General features: G+C 43.0%; 17 protein-coding genes. 12 read left to right on the forward strand and 5 right to left on the reverse strand.

The features are described from left to right. The first annotated feature begins 45 nt into the window (after nt 1-45). From hisF to truC, 8 genes are all read left to right on the forward strand, one after another. Nucleotides 46-828: an imidazole glycerol phosphate synthase subunit HisF gene (gene hisF, locus FW759_RS12990; protein ID WP_095569598.1), complete on the forward strand. Its 783-nt coding sequence runs from the start codon at nt 46-48 to the stop codon at nt 826-828. Nucleotides 829-1031: 203 nt separating this feature from the next. Next, nucleotides 1032-1553 carry a 6,7-dimethyl-8-ribityllumazine synthase gene (gene ribH, locus FW759_RS12995; protein WP_062845688.1) on the forward strand — a complete coding sequence of 174 codons (522 nt, stop codon included), beginning with the start codon at nt 1032-1034 and terminating at the stop codon, nt 1551-1553. Between the two features lie 294 nt (nt 1554-1847). Then, nucleotides 1848-2699, forward strand: a complete 852-nt coding sequence (gene nusB, locus FW759_RS13000) for a transcription antitermination factor NusB (RefSeq protein WP_446443204.1) — start codon at nt 1848-1850, stop codon at nt 2697-2699. A 2-nt stretch (nt 2700-2701) separates the two neighbouring features. Further along, entirely contained in the window at nt 2702-3733 is a 1032-nt protein-coding gene (thiL, locus tag FW759_RS13005) for a thiamine-phosphate kinase (RefSeq protein ID WP_446443205.1), read from the forward strand. A gap of 3 nt (nt 3734-3736) precedes the next feature. Further along, on the forward strand, nt 3737-4318 hold the full coding sequence (locus FW759_RS13010; RefSeq protein WP_443566972.1) for a phosphatidylglycerophosphatase A family protein: 582 nt from the start codon (nt 3737-3739) through the stop codon (nt 4316-4318). A gap of 157 nt (nt 4319-4475) precedes the next feature. Next, a complete protein-coding gene (gene glmU, locus FW759_RS13015) occupies nt 4476-5852 on the forward strand; it encodes a bifunctional UDP-N-acetylglucosamine diphosphorylase/glucosamine-1-phosphate N-acetyltransferase GlmU (RefSeq protein ID WP_446443206.1) in 1377 nt (458 codons plus the stop codon). A gap of 175 nt (nt 5853-6027) precedes the next feature. Then, complete coding sequence (glmS, locus tag FW759_RS13020; protein ID WP_443566975.1) at nt 6028-7872, forward strand: glutamine--fructose-6-phosphate transaminase (isomerizing); 1845 nt, start codon at nt 6028-6030, stop codon at nt 7870-7872. 184 nt (nt 7873-8056) lie between these two features. After that, nucleotides 8057-8830, forward strand: a complete 774-nt coding sequence (gene truC / locus FW759_RS13025) for a tRNA pseudouridine(65) synthase TruC (protein WP_446443222.1) — start codon at nt 8057-8059, stop codon at nt 8828-8830. A gap of 220 nt (nt 8831-9050) precedes the next feature. Here truC and FW759_RS13030 read toward each other — a convergent pair whose 3' ends face one another. The 5 genes from FW759_RS13030 to FW759_RS13050 all read right to left on the reverse strand — a co-directional run bounded on the left by FW759_RS13030 (nt 9051) and on the right by FW759_RS13050 (nt 13655). Further along, entirely contained in the window at nt 9051-9866 is an 816-nt protein-coding gene (locus FW759_RS13030) for a sulfite exporter TauE/SafE family protein (protein ID WP_446443207.1), read from the reverse strand. Nucleotides 9867-9904: 38 nt separating this feature from the next. Beyond that, nucleotides 9905-10408 (reverse strand): flavin reductase, encoded by a 504-nt coding sequence (locus tag FW759_RS13035; protein ID WP_446443223.1) that lies wholly within the window; start codon nt 10406-10408, stop codon nt 9905-9907. Nucleotides 10409-10442: 34 nt separating this feature from the next. After that, nucleotides 10443-11471 (reverse strand): methionine synthase, encoded by a 1029-nt coding sequence (locus FW759_RS13040; protein ID WP_062845694.1) that lies wholly within the window; start codon nt 11469-11471, stop codon nt 10443-10445. 69 nt (nt 11472-11540) lie between these two features. Next, nucleotides 11541-12548 (reverse strand): DUF1852 domain-containing protein, encoded by a 1008-nt coding sequence (locus tag FW759_RS13045; RefSeq protein WP_446443208.1) that lies wholly within the window; start codon nt 12546-12548, stop codon nt 11541-11543. 381 nt (nt 12549-12929) lie between these two features. Then, a complete protein-coding gene (locus FW759_RS13050) occupies nt 12930-13655 on the reverse strand; it encodes a GntR family transcriptional regulator (RefSeq protein WP_446443209.1) in 726 nt (241 codons plus the stop codon). Nucleotides 13656-13995: 340 nt separating this feature from the next. Here FW759_RS13050 and FW759_RS13055 point away from each other — a divergent pair, with 340 nt between their 5' ends. The 4 genes from FW759_RS13055 to FW759_RS13070 all read left to right on the forward strand — a co-directional run bounded on the left by FW759_RS13055 (nt 13996) and on the right by FW759_RS13070 (nt 18205). Further along, the gene (locus FW759_RS13055) at nt 13996-15285 is read left to right on the forward strand and encodes an SLC13 family permease (RefSeq protein WP_095569588.1); all 1290 of its coding nucleotides are present in this window, start codon (nt 13996-13998) and stop codon (nt 15283-15285) included. A 23-nt stretch (nt 15286-15308) separates the two neighbouring features. Continuing rightward, nucleotides 15309-16109 (forward strand): amidohydrolase family protein, encoded by an 801-nt coding sequence (locus tag FW759_RS13060; protein WP_446443210.1) that lies wholly within the window; start codon nt 15309-15311, stop codon nt 16107-16109. A 510-nt stretch (nt 16110-16619) separates the two neighbouring features. Further along, entirely contained in the window at nt 16620-17633 is a 1014-nt protein-coding gene (locus FW759_RS13065; RefSeq protein ID WP_062845699.1) for a Bug family tripartite tricarboxylate transporter substrate binding protein, read from the forward strand. Nucleotides 17634-17749: 116 nt separating this feature from the next. Further along, on the forward strand, nt 17750-18205 hold the full coding sequence (locus FW759_RS13070) for a tripartite tricarboxylate transporter TctB family protein (RefSeq protein ID WP_062845700.1): 456 nt from the start codon (nt 17750-17752) through the stop codon (nt 18203-18205).

Here is an 18205-nt window from a genome sequence, read left to right on the forward strand (position 1 = left end):
ATACGATTCATCTTTGTATTCTTGCACGAATTAATAGGCGGTTTTATGCTAGCAAAACGTATCATTCCCTGTCTTGATGTGGACAATGGCCGCGTGGTCAAAGGTGTCCAATTTGTCGATATCAAAGACGCAGGGGATCCAGTTGAAGTCGCCAAACGCTATAACGAGCAGGGCGCGGATGAGATTACTTTTTTGGATATTACTGCCACCAATGATGAGCGTGACACCACCTATCACACTGTCGAGCGCATGGCTGAAACCGTATTTGTACCGCTGACCGTCGGTGGCGGCGTACGTAAAATCGCTGACATTCGCAATTTGTTAAATGCCGGTGCGGATAAGGTCGCGATCAATTCAGCCGCTGTGTTTACGCCTGAATTTGTTGGTGAAGCGGCGCAAAAATTTGGCAATCAATGTATCGTGGTGGCGATTGATGCCAAGCGTGTCGAGGATATAACTGTTGATGGTATTGTCATGCCACGTTGGGAGATTTTTACCCATGGCGGACGCAAACCCACAGGCATTGATGCCGTCGCTTGGGCGCGCAAAATGGCAGAGCTAGGTGCGGGCGAATTGTTGGTCACTTCAATGGATGGCGATGGTACTAAAAAAGGCTATGATTTGGCGCTCATGCAACACATCACCAGCCAAGTCAATGTCCCTGTTATTGCCTCGGGCGGCGTTGGTAACTTACAACATTTGGCCGAAGGCGTCTTAGAGGGTGGCGTAGATGCCGTGCTTGCCGCCAGTATTTTCCACTTCGGTGAATATACGGTCTTAGAGGCCAAACAGTATATGGCATCGCAAGGCATACAGATGCGCTTATAAGACATTGGTAAAATGCCAATAAATCATAAAAAATGTTATCATAGTACTAACCACTTATTTTTGTTCATTTAACTGCCTGTTTTTGCGACGACTCATTCATGAATGACCAGACAATCAAACAAGCTATTTGAATCTATTACTATATTTAACGCTCTGTTCCCTCTTATATTTCCATTGAACGCCAATCAGGCAAAGGATTTTTTATGTCAAATTTACAACAGCAACGCAATGACGTGACCCATATCGATGGTAATTTGCATCAAAATGCCGATGCCCGTATCGGTATCGTGGTCGGTCGTTTTAATGGTTTTGTTGTCGAGTCATTGGTAGATGGTGCCATTGATGCGTTACTACGTCATGGCGTTTTGGGTAGCAATATTACGGTTATCCGTGTGCCGGGCGCATTTGAGTTGCCGTTGGTTGCCCAGCGCGCTGCTGAATCAGATCGTTTTGATGCCATTATTGCTTTAGGCGCGATTATCCGTGGTAGCACGCCGCACTTTGATTTTGTTGCAAGCGAGTCTGCAAAAGGCTTGAGCAGTGTCGCCATTGATTATAATATCCCCGTCGCAAACGGTGTTTTGACGACTGACAGTATCGAGCAAGCCATTGAGCGTTCTGGTACCAAAGCGGGTAACAAAGGCTCAGAAGCGGCTATGGTTGTTTTAGAAATGATTGCCGTCTTGTCACAGTTAGACATTGACGATGAGAGCGACGTCGCTTAATTTTTTTGGATAAAGTCATCTTTATTGAGAACAAGATTATATGCTTAATAAGATTGATATTGTCTGATGTAAATTTTACTGATGCGGCTTTTTGATAATAGCCGCATTCACATAACATTAGCCAGCACTAACAACTGGTTGTTTATTGAATTTTCACCGTATTTCTATCCTCTTTTAAAATATAAAGACCTCACTCACATCAATATGAGTGGAACGCTTGCCGACCATTATGACGCACGTTGTTGATTTATATTTTAAATAGGTATTATCTCAAAATTTAGGTACAGACCCCCTATGACTGACCAACTCAAGCGCGCTATCAGCGCTGCAAAAACCGCACAAGACAACGATCCACAAGCTGAAGCTACTCGCATAGCCAGCAGCAGTGCGGGTGATCAAACCTTTGATATGAGTGAGTCTTCTTACAAGACCAGTCACACCGCTATCCGTAAGGCAAGACGTTTTGCCATGCAAGGTCTATACGAATGGCTTGTTACTGATCGCCGCTTCGACATAGATGGCAAGCTTGGTTGGAAAGCCAATGCCCCACACGATATCGCTGCTCGTACACGTGCAACCAACGCCATGCACACGGTACATATCGGCTACTATCATGAAATGATGCGCGATATCCCAGAGCAAATTGAGACGCTGGATGCGCTCATTAGCCAACATCTTGATCGTGACATCAACAAATTAGATACGGTTGAGCACGCCATTTTGCTTATTGGTGCTTATGAGCTACAGAATCGCTTTGAAATTCCTTACAAAGTCATCCTTGATGAAGCAATGAAATTGAACAATCATTTTGGTGCCACTGATGCACACAAATTGATCAATGCCGTACTCGATAGAATGGCCGTGGAACTGCGCGTCATTGAAATAGAAGCCGATACCAAAGCCAATCTGCGAACGTCGCAAAAAGCAGCTGCTAAACAGGCGGAAGCCCAAGCAGTCGATACTCCTGAAACAACGGTTGTAGACACTGCTGAAACTAATAGCGACAACCAACCTACAGCATCCAACAAACCGCGTATCAGCGCCAATAACGCCAGCGTCAAACGCAATAGCGCTAGCAAAGCCAGTGCCAATATCAGTGAATTTAAAGCGAATAAAAAAGACGCTGACGCCAAAAGTCAAGACTGATCATGAATGAGTTTGAGCTGATTGAGCGCATATTTTTACAGATGCAAGCGGCACAGCCCCTATCAAATGGTCTTGAAAAAGGTATTGGTGATGATGCTGCTGTCATGGCCTTGCCTACAGGTTCGCGTTTGGTCAGCTGTATTGACACCCTTGTTCAAGGTCGACACTTTAGTGCTGACTGGGATCAAATTGATAAGCTTGCCTTTGCCATTGGTTATAAAGCGGTGGCGGTCAATGTCTCAGACATTGCTGCCATGGGTGCAACGCCGCACAGTATTTTACTCGCATTGGCCTTGCCTAAACGTCTTGCAAATGAACAATGGTTAAGTGACTTTGCCAAAGGCTTGTTTCATGCCTGCCAGCTATTTGGAGTTACCCTAATCGGTGGTGATACCACGCGCAGCGATAGCCTAGTACTCAGTGTCAGCGCTCAAGGTGTATTGGCAAAAGATACGCCAGCTGTTTACCGTTCAGGGGCGCAGGTTGGTGATAGAGTATATGTGTCAGGAACATTAGGCGACGCCAGTTATGCCTTGCAATATCCTCATAATACTCAGGGCATGGCATTGGCACATCGTCTGCACATGCCAACGCCGCGCATTGCATTGGGAGCTGCTTTAGCAAAAATCGGTGCCACTGCGATGATAGATATCTCTGATGGTCTATACCAAGACCTTGGACATATCTGTCAGCAAAGCGCTGTTAATATCCGTTTAAACCTAGAGCAGTTACCCAGTAGCACGCCCTTATCAGCCATTGATTTATCTGAGCGTTTACTGTGTCAATTGGCTGGTGGTGACGATTATGAATTGGCTTTTACGTTGCCAGCTCATGTTACTCCTCCTGCCAGCAACGTCCCTGTTACCTATATTGGTGATGTTATCGCAATAGCAGATAATGTAGGCGCTACTGCAGACGCCACAATACCGATGCGCCCTGAGCTTTATTATCAAGGGCAATCAATCACCCCAACCCATCCTGCGCCATTTACCACATGGCCTACGCTTACTGGTTACCAACACTTTACAGGTTAACCCATGATCGACCATGATTTATCTAAGCCCGATATTCGTAAAGCTAATGATTGCCCGCCTCTCCCAGTAAATGCTAGCATGATCGATCGTATGGTCTATTGGCTTGGGCTTGGTTTGGGTAGTGGTCTGCCCCGCCGTGCACCTGGTACTTGGGGAACGATAGGGGGTTTGATTGTCGCCATACCGCTATTAAGCCTTGGATTTTTACCATTTTTGCTGATTACTATTTTGTCTTGCTTTATTGGTATTTGGATCTGTGGCCGTACTTCTGAGCTGATGAAAGGGCATGATGACCCTCATATTGTTTGGGATGAATGGGCAGGCATGTGGCTTACCTTATTACCTTTTTCTTATATGAGCGTGACGGCTGATAATTTTTGGCATTATATTTCGCAGCCGTCTTCCCTTGCTGCTTTGCTCTTGGCTTTCGTACTTTTTCGCTTTTTCGATATCATTAAACCGCCACCAATTGGTTGGGCTGATAGAAAGGTCGCTGGCGGTCTGGGTGTAATGCTCGATGATATTATTGCAGGAGTGATGGCGCTCATCGTGTGGATAATTGTGATGATGGTTTTTTCTCTTTAGTGGTTATGAGATACGAATAAGTTTGATGATTTTAAGTATTGCTACATACATTTTTTTATAGCGCTAAGTTACAAAGCTTGAACGTCATCACATCATTCCAAACAAACATTTGCGCTATAATCGAATATTATATTTTGTTACATTCATAAGAGTTATTATGACATCTCCCCTTTCCGTAATTATTTTAGCGGCTGGTAAAGGCACGCGCATGCAGTCGGCTAAGCCAAAAGTCCTTCAAACTTTGGCTGGCAAATCATTACTTGGTCATGTATTAGACACTTGCCACAAGCTGACGGTGGATGAGACGATCATTGTCCATGGCTTTGGTGGTGACCAAGTAAAATCAGAAATCACCACTCAATATGAGCATTCTTCCATTACTTGGGTTGCTCAAACCGAACAGTTGGGAACGGGGCACGCCGTCAAAGTTACTTTGTCTGACTTGCCACAAGAGGGCCAAAGCCTGATTCTATACGGTGATGTGCCACTAGTAAGCTGCCAAACCTTATCCGCATTGAAAACTGCCAATACTGACGGTATGTCTATGCTGACGTTGACGGTGGATAATCCATTTGGACTGGGCCGTATCAAACGCAATAAAGAAGGGCATATCACGGCTATCGTCGAACAAAAAGACGCTGACGCTGATGAGCAAAACATTCAAGAAATCAACAGTGGTATCTATTGTGTCGATAATGCTTTATTGCATAAATACTTACCGGAACTGTCTAACGACAATGCCCAGCAAGAATATTATCTGACAGATATTGTCAAAATGGCCGTCGCTGATGGGATTACTATTGCTGCGATCGAGCCTGAGCATACGTTTGAGATTGAAGGCGTGAATAACCGTCAACAGCTTGCCAGTTTGGAACGTGCCTGGCAAAGCAATCTGGTTGCTGATTTGCAAGAAGCGGGTGTCCAGTTTGCTGACCCTACTCGTGTTGATATTCGAGGGACGTTGACTGCAGGCCAAGACGTTTTTGTAGATGTCGGCGTGGTATTCGAAGGCGATTGTACATTAGGCGATAATGTCTACATCGAAGCCGGCTGTATCATTAAAAACGCCCAAATTGGCAATGCATGTCATCTCAAACCTTATTGTGTCATTGATGGTGCCAACATAGGTGCAGGTGTGGATATTGGTCCGTTTGCCCACTTACGTCCTCAGACAGTATTGTCCGATAACAGTAAAGTCGGTAACTTTGTTGAAATCAAAAAATCCACAATTGGTCAAGGTAGTAAGGTAAATCATCTCAGCTATATTGGAGATGCTACCGTTGGTACAGGCGTGAATATCGGTGCAGGTGTGATTACTTGTAATTATGACGGTATCAACAAATCACCCACTCTTATTAACGACAATGCGTTTATCGGTTCTAACGCCAGTCTGGTTGCGCCAGTGACGATTGGTGAAACTGCGACAGTAGCTGCAGGCTCAGTGATTACCAAAGATGTCGATGCTAACGCCTTAGCATTTGGGCGCGCTCGTCAAACTCAAAAAGAGCATTATCAAAGACCAGCTAAAAAATAGCTAGGTCATTAATCACGACATTAATACCAGTTGGCAGTTAAGCAGTACGGCAATCTTTGTGGTGCTGCTTCATCGTTTTTATAGAACTATTATTCTATTGATACCCAATAATCATTCATACGATTTATTGACTGACTCATCACTATATATCGAAAATTAAAAGTAAGGAATAGCCATGTGCGGAATTGTAGGGGCAGTTGCTGAGCGTAATATCGCTAATATTTTACTAGAAGGTCTCAAACGTCTGGAATACAGAGGTTATGATTCTGCCGGTTTGACTGTCATCCGTGATGGCGAGCTGCATCGCGAACGTCAAGTAGGTAAAGTTCAGGCTCTAGTTGATGCGGTAGCTACCAATCCAGAACTGTTCGACGGTCATATTGGTATCGCTCATACACGCTGGGCGACTCATGGTGAACCAGCGCAGCGTAACGCACACCCTCACGTTTCAGGTAAAATTGCTGTGGTTCACAATGGTATTGTTGAGAACTACGCTGAGCTTAAAAAAGAATTAGTGGCTAAAGGCTACGAGTTTACCTCACAGACAGATACCGAAGTCGTTGCGCATCTGATTCATGATATTTATAAGCAAACGCCTGACTTACTAGAAGCGGTTCGCAAGGTTATTCCGTTGTTACATGGAGCCTTTGCCTTAGGTATTGTACATATTGACTGTCCTGAAGAACTGATTACCGTACGTCTTGGTTCACCATTAGTCATTGGCGTGGGTATTGGCGAGAACTTTATTGCTTCAGATCAATTGGCGTTACTGCCTGTCACCAATCGCTTTATGTATTTAGAAGAAGGCGATATTGCCAAGCTAACTCGTAAAAGCATTCAAATCTTTGCCGATGGTGTGGAAGTGAAACGTCAAATACATGAAATTGACGCGACACAGCACAATGCCGATAAAGGTGAATTTAAGCATTATATGCTCAAAGAAATCTATGAGCAGCCAGATGCAGTCGCTCGTACTATCGAGATGGCGGTAGACAATGGCGAAACAGCCAAATTGCGCGATGATTTTTTGCAGCGCCATGAAGCGCAGCTATCAGGTATCCGTAACGTACAAATTATTGCTTGCGGCACCAGCTATCACGCAGGTTTGGTTGCAAAATACTGGTTTGAAAGCCTAATCCGTGTGCCTTGTTCGGTTGAAGTGGCTAGTGAGTTCCGTTATCGCAATCCAGTTGTGGTTGACAATTCACTGGTGATTTGTATTTCACAATCAGGCGAAACAGCGGATACTTTATCAGCCTTACGTGATATTCAAAAGCATACACCAGCAGGTTTGGTCAGCTTGGCATTATGCAACGTGCCTACCTCGTCGCTTGTGCGTGAGACTGATATTTTCTTACCGACACTGGCAGGGCCTGAGATTGGAGTCGCTTCAACCAAAGCGTTTACAACCCAGTTAGTCGCTTTGATGCTATTAATCTTAAAAGTAGGGTCAACTCAGCAGCGTATGACTCAAGAGCATCTAACGACACTGATTGATGAATTACAGCAGCTACCAGGTCAGTTGTATGCCAGCTTACACCTAGATGCACCTATTCAAGCGATGAGTGAGCACTTTGAAGATAAGAGAAGTTGCTTATTTTTAGGTCGCGGATTACAGTTCCCGATCGCTTTAGAAGGCGCGTTAAAGCTTAAGGAAATCTCTTATATCCATGCAGAAGGTTATGCAGCAGGCGAGCTCAAACACGGTCCTTTGGCGTTGGTTGACAGAGATATGCCTATCGTCGTACTTGCGCCTAAAGACAGCATGTTTGATAAGCTAAAAGCCAATATGCAAGAGGTACATGCTCGTCACGGTGAATTGTTTGTATTCGCTAGCGAAGCCAGTCAAATGGTGGCAGAAGACCGTTTGCACGTGGTGCATGTGCCTGATGTGTGCGAAACGCTAGCGCCTATTGTCTACAGCGTACCCGTACAACTATTGTCGTATCATGTGGCAGTGATGCGTGGCACGGACGTTGACCAGCCACGTAACTTGGCAAAGTCAGTCACGGTCGAATAGTATAAGTTATTGATTTTCATATATTTTTTATAAATTAATGAATTGTCTTACTGAGTGATTGTCTGTCATACTACCGTACTGTGATGAATCCTTCGCCATCTGATGTTCCAAGATGACGAAGGATTTTTTGTATATGATGAATGGGCAAAATATCAATTATTTATATCATTATGGCAGCGACAGCATGAGCACGGGAAATATAGATATCGAAAACGATAGCGCCGACCAAATAGAAATCATCTATGAAGATGAATTTTTGGTCGCGATCAATAAAGAGGCAGGTTTATTGGTCCATCGCAGTTGGCTGGATAAAGGCGAGACGCGCTTTGCGATGCAGCTCACTCGTGATGCCGTCGGTTGCCATGTATTTCCGGTACATCGTCTAGACAAGCCAACATCAGGCGTGCTGTTGTTTGCCAAAAGCTCAGCCGTGGCCCGTATCTTGACCGAGGCGTTTACCGAACACAGCGTTACCAAGCACTATTTAGCCGTGGTGCGCGGCTTTATGCCAGAGCAAGGTAGCATTGACTATGCATTAAGCTTTCAACCCGATGCCATTGCTGATAAATTTGCCGATTGGGACAAACCTGCTCAAGAAGCCGTCACTCATTGGCAAAGCTTGGCACAAGTTGAGCTGCCATTTTCGGTATCAAAAAAACATGATACGAGCCGCTATAGCCTCGTGCGCTTGAAACCTGAGACTGGGCGCAAGCATCAGCTGCGGCGGCACATGAAACATGTCTTTCATCCTATCATCGGTGATACCAGCTATGGCGATATACGGCAGACGCGATTTTTTCGTAACCACTATGACTGTACGCGCATGCTATTACATGCTCAGACCTTGGCACTTAATCATCCCGTCACTGGTGAGCCATTATTGCTAAAAGCGGGGTTGGACAATCAATGGATGCGTATACTGGAAACTTTTTCTTGGGTGGAGAATACTACAAATTAAGCAGCGTAAAATTTAGCATTTGTCTTAAAAATTTATTTCAAAGTAGTCGAAATATTGGACCTACAGTATCAATACTTTAACTCGCTGAAATCAGTTTCAATAGTCTATAGCTCAAGGGAACCATCCAGTTTGTGCTATTAATCAATTCAAGCTATAAATAATTCTTAGCAGTACAATGCTTTTCGCAGTCTTAGGGTTTGAAACACACCAATCCAAATACTCAGAATAATCCTTTATATAAGAAAAAGCAGCTCACAATCATGAGTAGCACCGCAAAGCATTTTTTTAATAATGTTGGCGATAATTGGTGGGCGACCTTTGCACCCACTTTTGCGGTAAAAAAGCTCATAATGCTGATCCCCAAAAACGCATAAATATGTACAAAGCCAATCGCATTGGGAATATCGACGTGATCTTTCATTCCAAAGACCATAAAACCAAGTGCGCCTGCAATAGCAATAGGTAGACCGCAAGCAGCAGACGTGCCCACTGCTTTTTGCATCACCACGCCATAACGCGTGAGATACGGCACGGTTAAACTGCCACCGCCAATACCAAAAATAGCCGACGCTACACCAATGCCCGCTCCAGCCACTAGTTGCTTGGGCGTTGACGGCAATAAAGTATCGGCAGCGCTGACATCAGTAGCCAATCGCTTTTTGCCGCCAGTAAACATGTTAAATGCCACCCATAGCAAAAACGTACCTACAATCAGCTGAAGATGAGTGCCTGAGAGTGCGCCTGCAATCCCTGCCCCAAAAAAGCAGCCAATCGCCATGCCCGGTGTGAGATTTTTAAACACAGGCCACATGACGCCGCCTTTTTTATTATGCGCCATGAGCGAGCTGATAGAGGTGACGATGATGGTTGCCAGCGAGGTGCCTAGCGCCAAATGCATGACGGTATCGGGACTATATTCCATTTGGGTGAAGACAATGAATAATAGCGGCACAATGATCGTGCCACCACCTACTCCGAACAGACCCGCTGCAAAGCCTGCTACTGCCCCAATGATTAAAAAAATGATAAGTTCCACAGAATCGTTACTTTTGGTTGGATGATGAAAAGATATGGTTAAGCGCTTTCGACTTGACCCACTTGATGATATGCGCGATTAAAATAGACCAAGCTTTCGTCTGCCTCGCTTTCTCGCTCAGCATGTTTGATAGCGACGACACGGCACATAAAAATACTGTGCGTGCCCATTGCCTGCACCTGCTCAATCTCACAATCAAAGCTGACCAGCGCATCTGCTAAAACAGGCGCGCCTGTGACTAATGTGCCCCAAGTACCTTGTTCAAATCGCTCTTTGGAGCACAATTTGGAGGCAAAAGTATTGGATAGCGCCTCATGCCGCGCGCTCAGCACATTAACGCATAAGGTCTTATGATCAACAAAATGACCATGTGAGCGCGCCGCTTGGTTCATACACACCAATAAGGTTGGCGGGTTATCGCTGACACTACAAACGGCGGAAGCAGTAAAACCGTGTGCGCCTGACTCCCCTTCTGTGGTAATCACACTGACCGCTGTCGCAAGCCGCGCCATCGCATTTCTAAAATCACTGGCTTCAATCATCATATATGTCCTAAATTTATCGCGCATCGTACGCTTAGCGCGCCAGCTCTTGACGAACCAGCTCAGCACCAGCGCTTAGTGCCTTTAATTTGCCTCGTGCCACGTCGCGAGACAACGGTGCCATGCCGCAATTGGTCGACGGGTAAAGCTTATCTGCATCCACGAATTGTAGGGCTTTTCGTAGCGTGTTTGCCACTTCTTCTGGTGTTTCAATGGTGTTGGTTGCCACATCGATGGCACCAATCATTACTTTTTTGCCACGAATAAGCTCAATCAAATCCATTGGGACATGAGAGTTTTGACACTCAAGTGATACGATATCGATCTTCGATTGTTGCAGCTTGGGAAATGCTTGTTCGTATTGACGCCACTCTGAACCCAGTGTTTTTTTCCAATCATTATTGGCTTTAATACCGTAACCATAGCAAATATGCACAGCGGTTTCGCACTTTAAACCTTCAATGGCGCGCTCTAATGTGGCAACACCCCAGTCGTTTACATCATCAAAGAACACATTGAACGCGGGTTCATCAAACTGAATGATATCCACGCCAGCCGCTTCTAATTCTTTGGCTTCTTGATTCAAAATTTTGGCAAACTCCCACGCCAGTTTTTCACGACTTTTATAATGACTATCATACAAAGTGTCAATCATCGTCATTGGACCTGGCAGTGCCCATTTGATTGGCTTGTCGGTCTGCTGACGTAAAAACTTGGCATCGTCTACAAACACAGGTTTTTGGCGGCTTACGTCGCCAACGACTGATGGCACACTGGCATCGTAACGGTTACGAATGCGAACGGTCTCACGATTTTCAAAATCGACGCCATCGAGATGTTCAATAAAGGTGGTGACAAAATGCTGACGGGTCTGCTCACCATCACTGACGATATCGACGCCTGCATGCAACTGCTCTTGCAGTGACAAACGTAACGCATCTTGTTTGGCTTCAACCAATTGCTCACCTTCTAAAGCCCAAGGTGACCAAATCTTTTCAGGTTCGGCAAGCCAAGAGGGTTTTGGTAAGCTGCCAGCGGTCGACGTCGGTAATAATATTTTCATTTTTAATGTATCTCTTATCTATTTACTTTTTATATATTGGGAATGTCTTATTTCGGCCACTTTGGCGTATTAAGCAGCATGCTTTTTGACTGTCTCTTTTTCGACAGAGTAGTTTGCTGCCCATTGCTCAAGAATGGACTGGTATGGCTTGATAAACTGCTCTTCAGTAATCTTTCCTTGCTTCACCGCCAATTGGCTGCGCTCTTCACGATCATACACAATCTGCGTCAGTGAATAATCCTGATACTTAAGACTGGGTTGATACACTTCACCTGCAGTAGAGTTGGCATTGTAGATTTCAGGGCGATAGATCTTTTGAAACGTATCCATCGTACTAATCGTACTAATCAGCTCAAGATCGGTGTAATCACTCAGCAAGTCGCCTGCAAAATAAAACGCGAGCGGTGCTGCACTGCCTGTAGGCATAAAGTAACGAACGGTCAAACCCATTTTGTGGAAGTATTCATCCGTCAACGAATATTCGTCCTGTCTATACTCCACCCCCAATACAGGATGCTGATTGTTGGTACGGTGATAGGTTTTGCTGGTGGAAACACTCAGACAAATCACAGGCTTTTTACTAAAATTGGCTTGGTAAGCCTCTGAATTCAATAAATACTGAAATAGCTTGCCATGAAGGTCACCGAAATGTTCAGGTGGCGGTGAGGTTGGGTTTTTGTCAAAATGATCTGGCAGTACGATGCTAAAATCATAATCGCGTACATAAGACGAGAAGCTGTTACCAATCATACCTTCGATACGCTTGTTGTCTTTATGATCAACAATGGTCGTCTTCAGCGTCTCGATGACAGGAAAAGTATCTCCATTGCCCTCGATGTCCATGTTTGCAGAAACAATGTCAACTTCCACAGAATAGCGGTCCGCTGTTGAATTATCCCAATGCGCCAACGCGTTAAAACGATTGTTTATCATTCTGAGTGTCCTGCGTAGGTTCTCTTGACGGTGCTCACCGCGAGCCAAATTGGCAAAGTTCGTGGTTAGACGTGTGCTGTCTGCAGGATGATAGTCTTCATCAAAACGGATACTCGAAATTGAACAAGTAAAATTGTTACTCATGGCAATTCACTACCTTATAATCAAATATGAAACCAAATTTTTGTATAAGGGAATTATGCCTGAATCAATACATGAATAAAAACGACTTAACTTTAACTAAAGATGAATAAAATTCATGTTAGAAATAAAGTTAAACTCGGTAGCGTGAAAATCAGAGTGGTATCGACAGTGTATTTGAGGAGTAAAAATCTGATTAAAGATAGAATGTAGAAGAAATAATAGTCAGTAATCGCTTATTTATAACAAAAGGCAGCAAGATAACTCATATTAATAGGTATCTTGTGTCATTAGTTATTTTAATCCTGCCCTAAGCTGTCCAGTTATAAACTTAGGATCATACTGGTGATCAAGTCATATCCAATGCATTATAGTTGACTATGACTAGTTGATATTTATTTCATAACTGAAATCTTTTGCCAATCCGTACGACTCTCTGTATTCGATTGGATCACCCTTTAGGTTCTTAGCAACGCGGCATACCTTAACCAAATTTTCTTGTGCCTCATTGCCTAAATAAGAATCGACATGCCCGGTGATAAAAAAGAGTTTTTCGACAGCAGACGAAACAAACTGTCCGCACGCTTTGTAATAAAAAGGATATAAGAGATTTTCAAAATCTTCGGGCGCCAAGCCTATAAAAGGCTGATACATGCTTTTGGGTAACCAGATTCTTTCACTCAACATGACCGTATTTTCGACGATACGTACACGTTCTATATAAATGAGTTCTTTGTTTTTACTGATGTTTAATTTTTTATTGATGGCATCGACAGCTTCTATTGTTACAGCCTTTTTGACCACACCCGTGGGTACGACATAGCAAGCATCTTTATCACGGAACTTAAAAAACCTTGATAACGAACCTTCAAAATTTGGTCGTTTTAAGAAAGTACCTCTGCCCTGTTGCTTCATGAGGACTCCTTCTTCTACCAGCTTCTCGACGGCTTTACGAACCGTTCCTACCGATACTTGGTATTTATCTGCAAATTCCTGTTCGGTAGGTAGCGCGGTATTTTCATCCCATTTACTTTCTGTTAGCAAAGTCTGAATATGCCAGCGTACTTGCTCATACCGTGGCATTTTAAATTGTTTGAAGTTTGTTAACATTTTTTCCACCACAATAAAGAGAGTATTAAAGGCTGCTTAATCTCGTTGAGCGTTGTTAAAATCCCAAAAGTAGAACCTATTTGATGACACTATCTTAAGCCCTAAACAAATTTAATATGTATCATTTTAATGTTAATACTCGATTGGGTTTTTATAGGCAATCTTATCTAATTAACGTGTGCTTTTTTGCTATTATTTCACTCAATCAATAGCACTTTTAAAGCTTGTACGATTTTCTAATCTAGAACGCTATTTGTCAATATTATCGTGATGCTCTTTAATCCATAAAAATTGCTATGGATTTTTATAGAATTCATACAGTTAAGGTCAAGGAGTAGTCATGACTCTCTACATTATAGCCGCCATTGTGATATCTATTGCGCTGGGCTACAAAACGAAAATCAATATTGGCTTATTTGCTATCGTATTTTCATACCTGATCGGTTGCTTTGGTATGCAGCTAAGTGCTTATGAAGTTATTAAACTATGGCCACTCAAAATTTTCTTCGTTATTTTGGCAGTGACTCTCTTCTACAACTTCTCTCTTGCCAATGGTGCTTTGGAAAAACTGTGTGAACATTTGATATATAAATGTCGACATTTTCCGGCATTTTTGCCGTTGGCTATTTTCTTTGCCGCCACGATTGTAGCAGCTTTGGGAGCCGGCTATTACACCGTGCTCGCTACTATGGCGCCAATGATTTTATTGTTATCTCAAAGAACCAATTTAAATATTATTATTGCCACCTTGTCGGTGAACTATGGGGCGCTCGCAGGTGCCAATTTTATTACCTCACAGAGCGGTGTCATTTTTCGAGAGCTTATGAGTGGCGCTGGCGTGGCAAATGACAATACCTTTACTTACGGTTTAGGAATATTTGCTGCAACCTTTTTGATGCCTGTGGTTCTATTGGGTATTTATAGCTCTATCAATGCCAAATCTAGCAAAATAGCAATTCAAACCATCGTACCAAAACCTTTCGATAGCAAACAAAAAAAATCTATCATGCTAATTTTCATTATGATGGCCACGGTACTTATTGTGCCTATTTCAAACCTACTCATACCAAATGTAGACACGATTGAGTTTTTGAACGCTCGAATAGATATTGGTTTTATCGCTATTTTTTTCGCTTTAGTAAGTTTGGTTTTGAAGCTGGGTGATGAAAAAACAGTGATTGCCTTAATACCTTGGCATACACTCATTATGATTTGCGGCGTTGGTATGTTAATCAGTTTGGGTGTGGAGGTAGGGGTGATTTACGAGCTAACAGAATGGCTCAGTACCAACGTACCTATTTGGTTGATACCCACTTTATTGTTCATTATTAGTGCAATTATGTCGATATTTGCCAGTACGCTTGGGGTCGTCGCTCCTACGCTATTTCCTATGGTACCAGCCTTGGCTGTGGCCTCTGGTTTAAACCCTTTTTTCTTATTTATTTGTATTGTAATAGGGGCTCAAAGCTCATCGATCTCGCCTTTTTCATCAGGCGGCAGTCTAATATTGGGAGCAGCACAAGTACACATCGATAAAAATAAGCTTTTACATATTTTGTTGTTTAAAGCCGTACCTTTAGATATTGTTGTTGGCATAATAGCGATTTTATTTATCCAAATCGTGTTTTAACTGCTACTAAAAAAGAGATTTATATGGATTACATGGATGCTCATGCACATGTATTTTTACACCATGATACGTTTCCAACGACTGCGCGCTATCGACCCACTTATACGGCCAGCGTAGAAAGTTATATTGAACAGCTCGATAGACATGGCTTTCATAAAGCAGTGTTGGTTCAGCCAAGCTTTTTGGGCACGGATAACAGTTATATGTTAACCGCTCTTTCAAAGTATCCTGAGCGTCTCAGAGGTATTGCTGTACTATCAAACACCACAGATGCTTCTACATTGCGATCACTAGATAAGCAAGGCATTGTTGGCATACGTATCAACCTGTTTGGCATCACTTGTCCTGATCTCACTAGTCCGCAGTGGAAAGCCTTTTTATCACAGTTGGCCGACATAAATTGGCAAGTAGAGATTCAGGCACCGCCTGTTTATTTGATCCAGTTATTACCAATACTGAAACCATACAGACTCAATATTGTGATTGATCATTTTGGTCGATTTAATCCTATCAAAGGTGTGCAAGATCAGGAATTCCTTCAGCTGTTAGATATGCTTGAGCCTGAGAAGCACTGGGTCAAAGTATCTGGATATTATCGGTTGGGAAATGAGATAGGTATCCAAAACGCTAAAGACGCTCTTGAATTATTAATGCAACGTAATATGAGAAATCATCTAATTTGGGGTAGTGATTGGCCTCATACTCAAAATGAGAGCCAAATCAACTTTACCAAAGCGCTGACCACTTTCAAAAAAATTATAAATTGCGACGAATTGGCAGCACAGATATTGACCACCAATAACACCAACTTGTTTACATTCTAAACTGAATGGCTGTTGCTATCTTAGCATCTTCAGAATTAGAGTAACTGCCAGTTTACAGGTCGTGTCGTCTATAGTCCCATACTCGATCGCGGTATCCTACCCCTCATTGCAAACCAATCAGCATCAAAAAATATCTCTATTGTATTACGCGGATTTTTAAAATATCAGTCGTAAATAACTGATTTAAAAAATATTTATAATGATTGACGAATACTTTTGATTTATATCCTATAGAAAAAAGCAAACTATTTTGACCATTATTGAATGGTTCAATGACTTGGATTGTTTCACTTTTCGATTGACTCCCTATAAATAATATTCATACATACATACATATGTTTCTTGTCATTCGTAAAATATTCTGTTACTTTTGCATAACATTGAAAGTTATCTTGTCACAAAATTTGTTAATCCAAATGAATCTTGCATTAAGGTTTCATGTAATAACTTTCCTGCCTGAATCAAAATTTTATTGATTTTTACTGAAAAAATACACACAAGGAGTGTCGTGTGAACAAACTATCCTATCTGGCTCTTGGCCTTTCTGCACTAACTCTTACCGCCTGTAACAATGCAAACGAAACTGCAAGCGCAGATGAGTTTTCTGGTCCTTCACGTCCAGAATGTATTGCACCAGCAAAACCAGGTGGCGGCTTTGACTTGACTTGTAAACTTGCTCAAGCAGGCCTTAGAGACACTGGCATCTTGACAGATCCAATGCGAGTCACTTATATGCCAGGTGGCGTTGGTGCTGTTGCTTACAATAAGATTGTTGCCAATGACCGCAGCAATGAAGATGCTATCGTTGCCTTCTCTACTGGCTCTATCCTTAATTTATCGCAAGGAAAATTCGGTAAATTTACTGAAAAAGACGTGAAGTGGCTGGCAGGTGTTGGTACTGACTATGGCGCTATCGCTGTCAATGCTGACTCACCCATCAAAGACCTAGCAGGATTGGTCGCTGAGCTTAAGTCAAATCCGAAAGCAGTTAGTTTTGCCGCTGGTGGTAGTGTTGGCGGTCAGGATTGGATGCAAACGGCAATTTTGGCCAAAGCTGTTGGTGTTAACCCAAGCGATATGACTTATGTAGCGATGGAAGGTGGCGGTGAAGCTATCACAGCGGTAATGGGCAACCATGTTACTGTTGTGAGTGCAGGTATTGCTGAGATCATGCCACAAGCCACTGCTGGCAAATTACGCGTATTGGCTGTGTTTGCAGATGAAAGATTGGGCGGCAGTATGGCTGATGTTCCTACGGCTGTAGAGCAAGGCTATGACGTTACTTGGCCAGTCGTCCGTGGTTATTACATGGGTCCAGATGTCAGCCCTGCTGCTTATGACTGGTGGAAAGCGAGCTTCGATAAGATGCTTGCTGATCCAAAATTTGCAGAATTACGCGAGCAGCAAGAGCTACTACCTTTCTCTATGACGGGTGAAGAGCTTGAAGCTTACGTGTATAAGCGTACAGGTGAGCTACGTGAGTTGTCTGCTGAGTACGGTCTTGTTGATGCTGCAGCTAAGTAGCACTACTCAGACTATATCCCCTTAATGATTGAATACTGAATTTTATAGTATTTATCGAAGGTTGACAGATGAGACATCTCTCAACCTTCTTATTTTAGAATTTAAGGAATACTTCTATGACAATGGAACGTGCATTTTCTGGATTAATGGGACTATTTAGCTTATTTTTGGTCTATTTAGCTATTGGTTACGTTGCTCCTATTGCCTATGATCCCATCGGCCCTCGGCCCTATCCTATTTTAATTTTTTCACTGATGGCACTTTTGACCCTAGTTATTGCCTTTCGTCCAGCGCGATTTACCAAAATCATCGATTTAGGCTATAACAAGGTCGTGCTTAGAAATCTTGTTCTGTGTGTCAGCGTATTGCTGATCTATAGTTTGATATTTGAGCCTTTAGGTTTTGTTGTTGCTACCACACTGATGTGTTTTGCGGTTGGTTTATTATTTGCTGGCAACCCTGTTAAAAGCCTTATCTTTTCAGTTGTGATCAGTATCGCCCTGTATGTCTTATTTGACATGGCTTTGGACGTCATTCTGCCACTTGGGATATTATCAGGAATAATGGGATAG

It is taken from the genome of Psychrobacter sp. 1176_08, assembly GCF_052850615.1.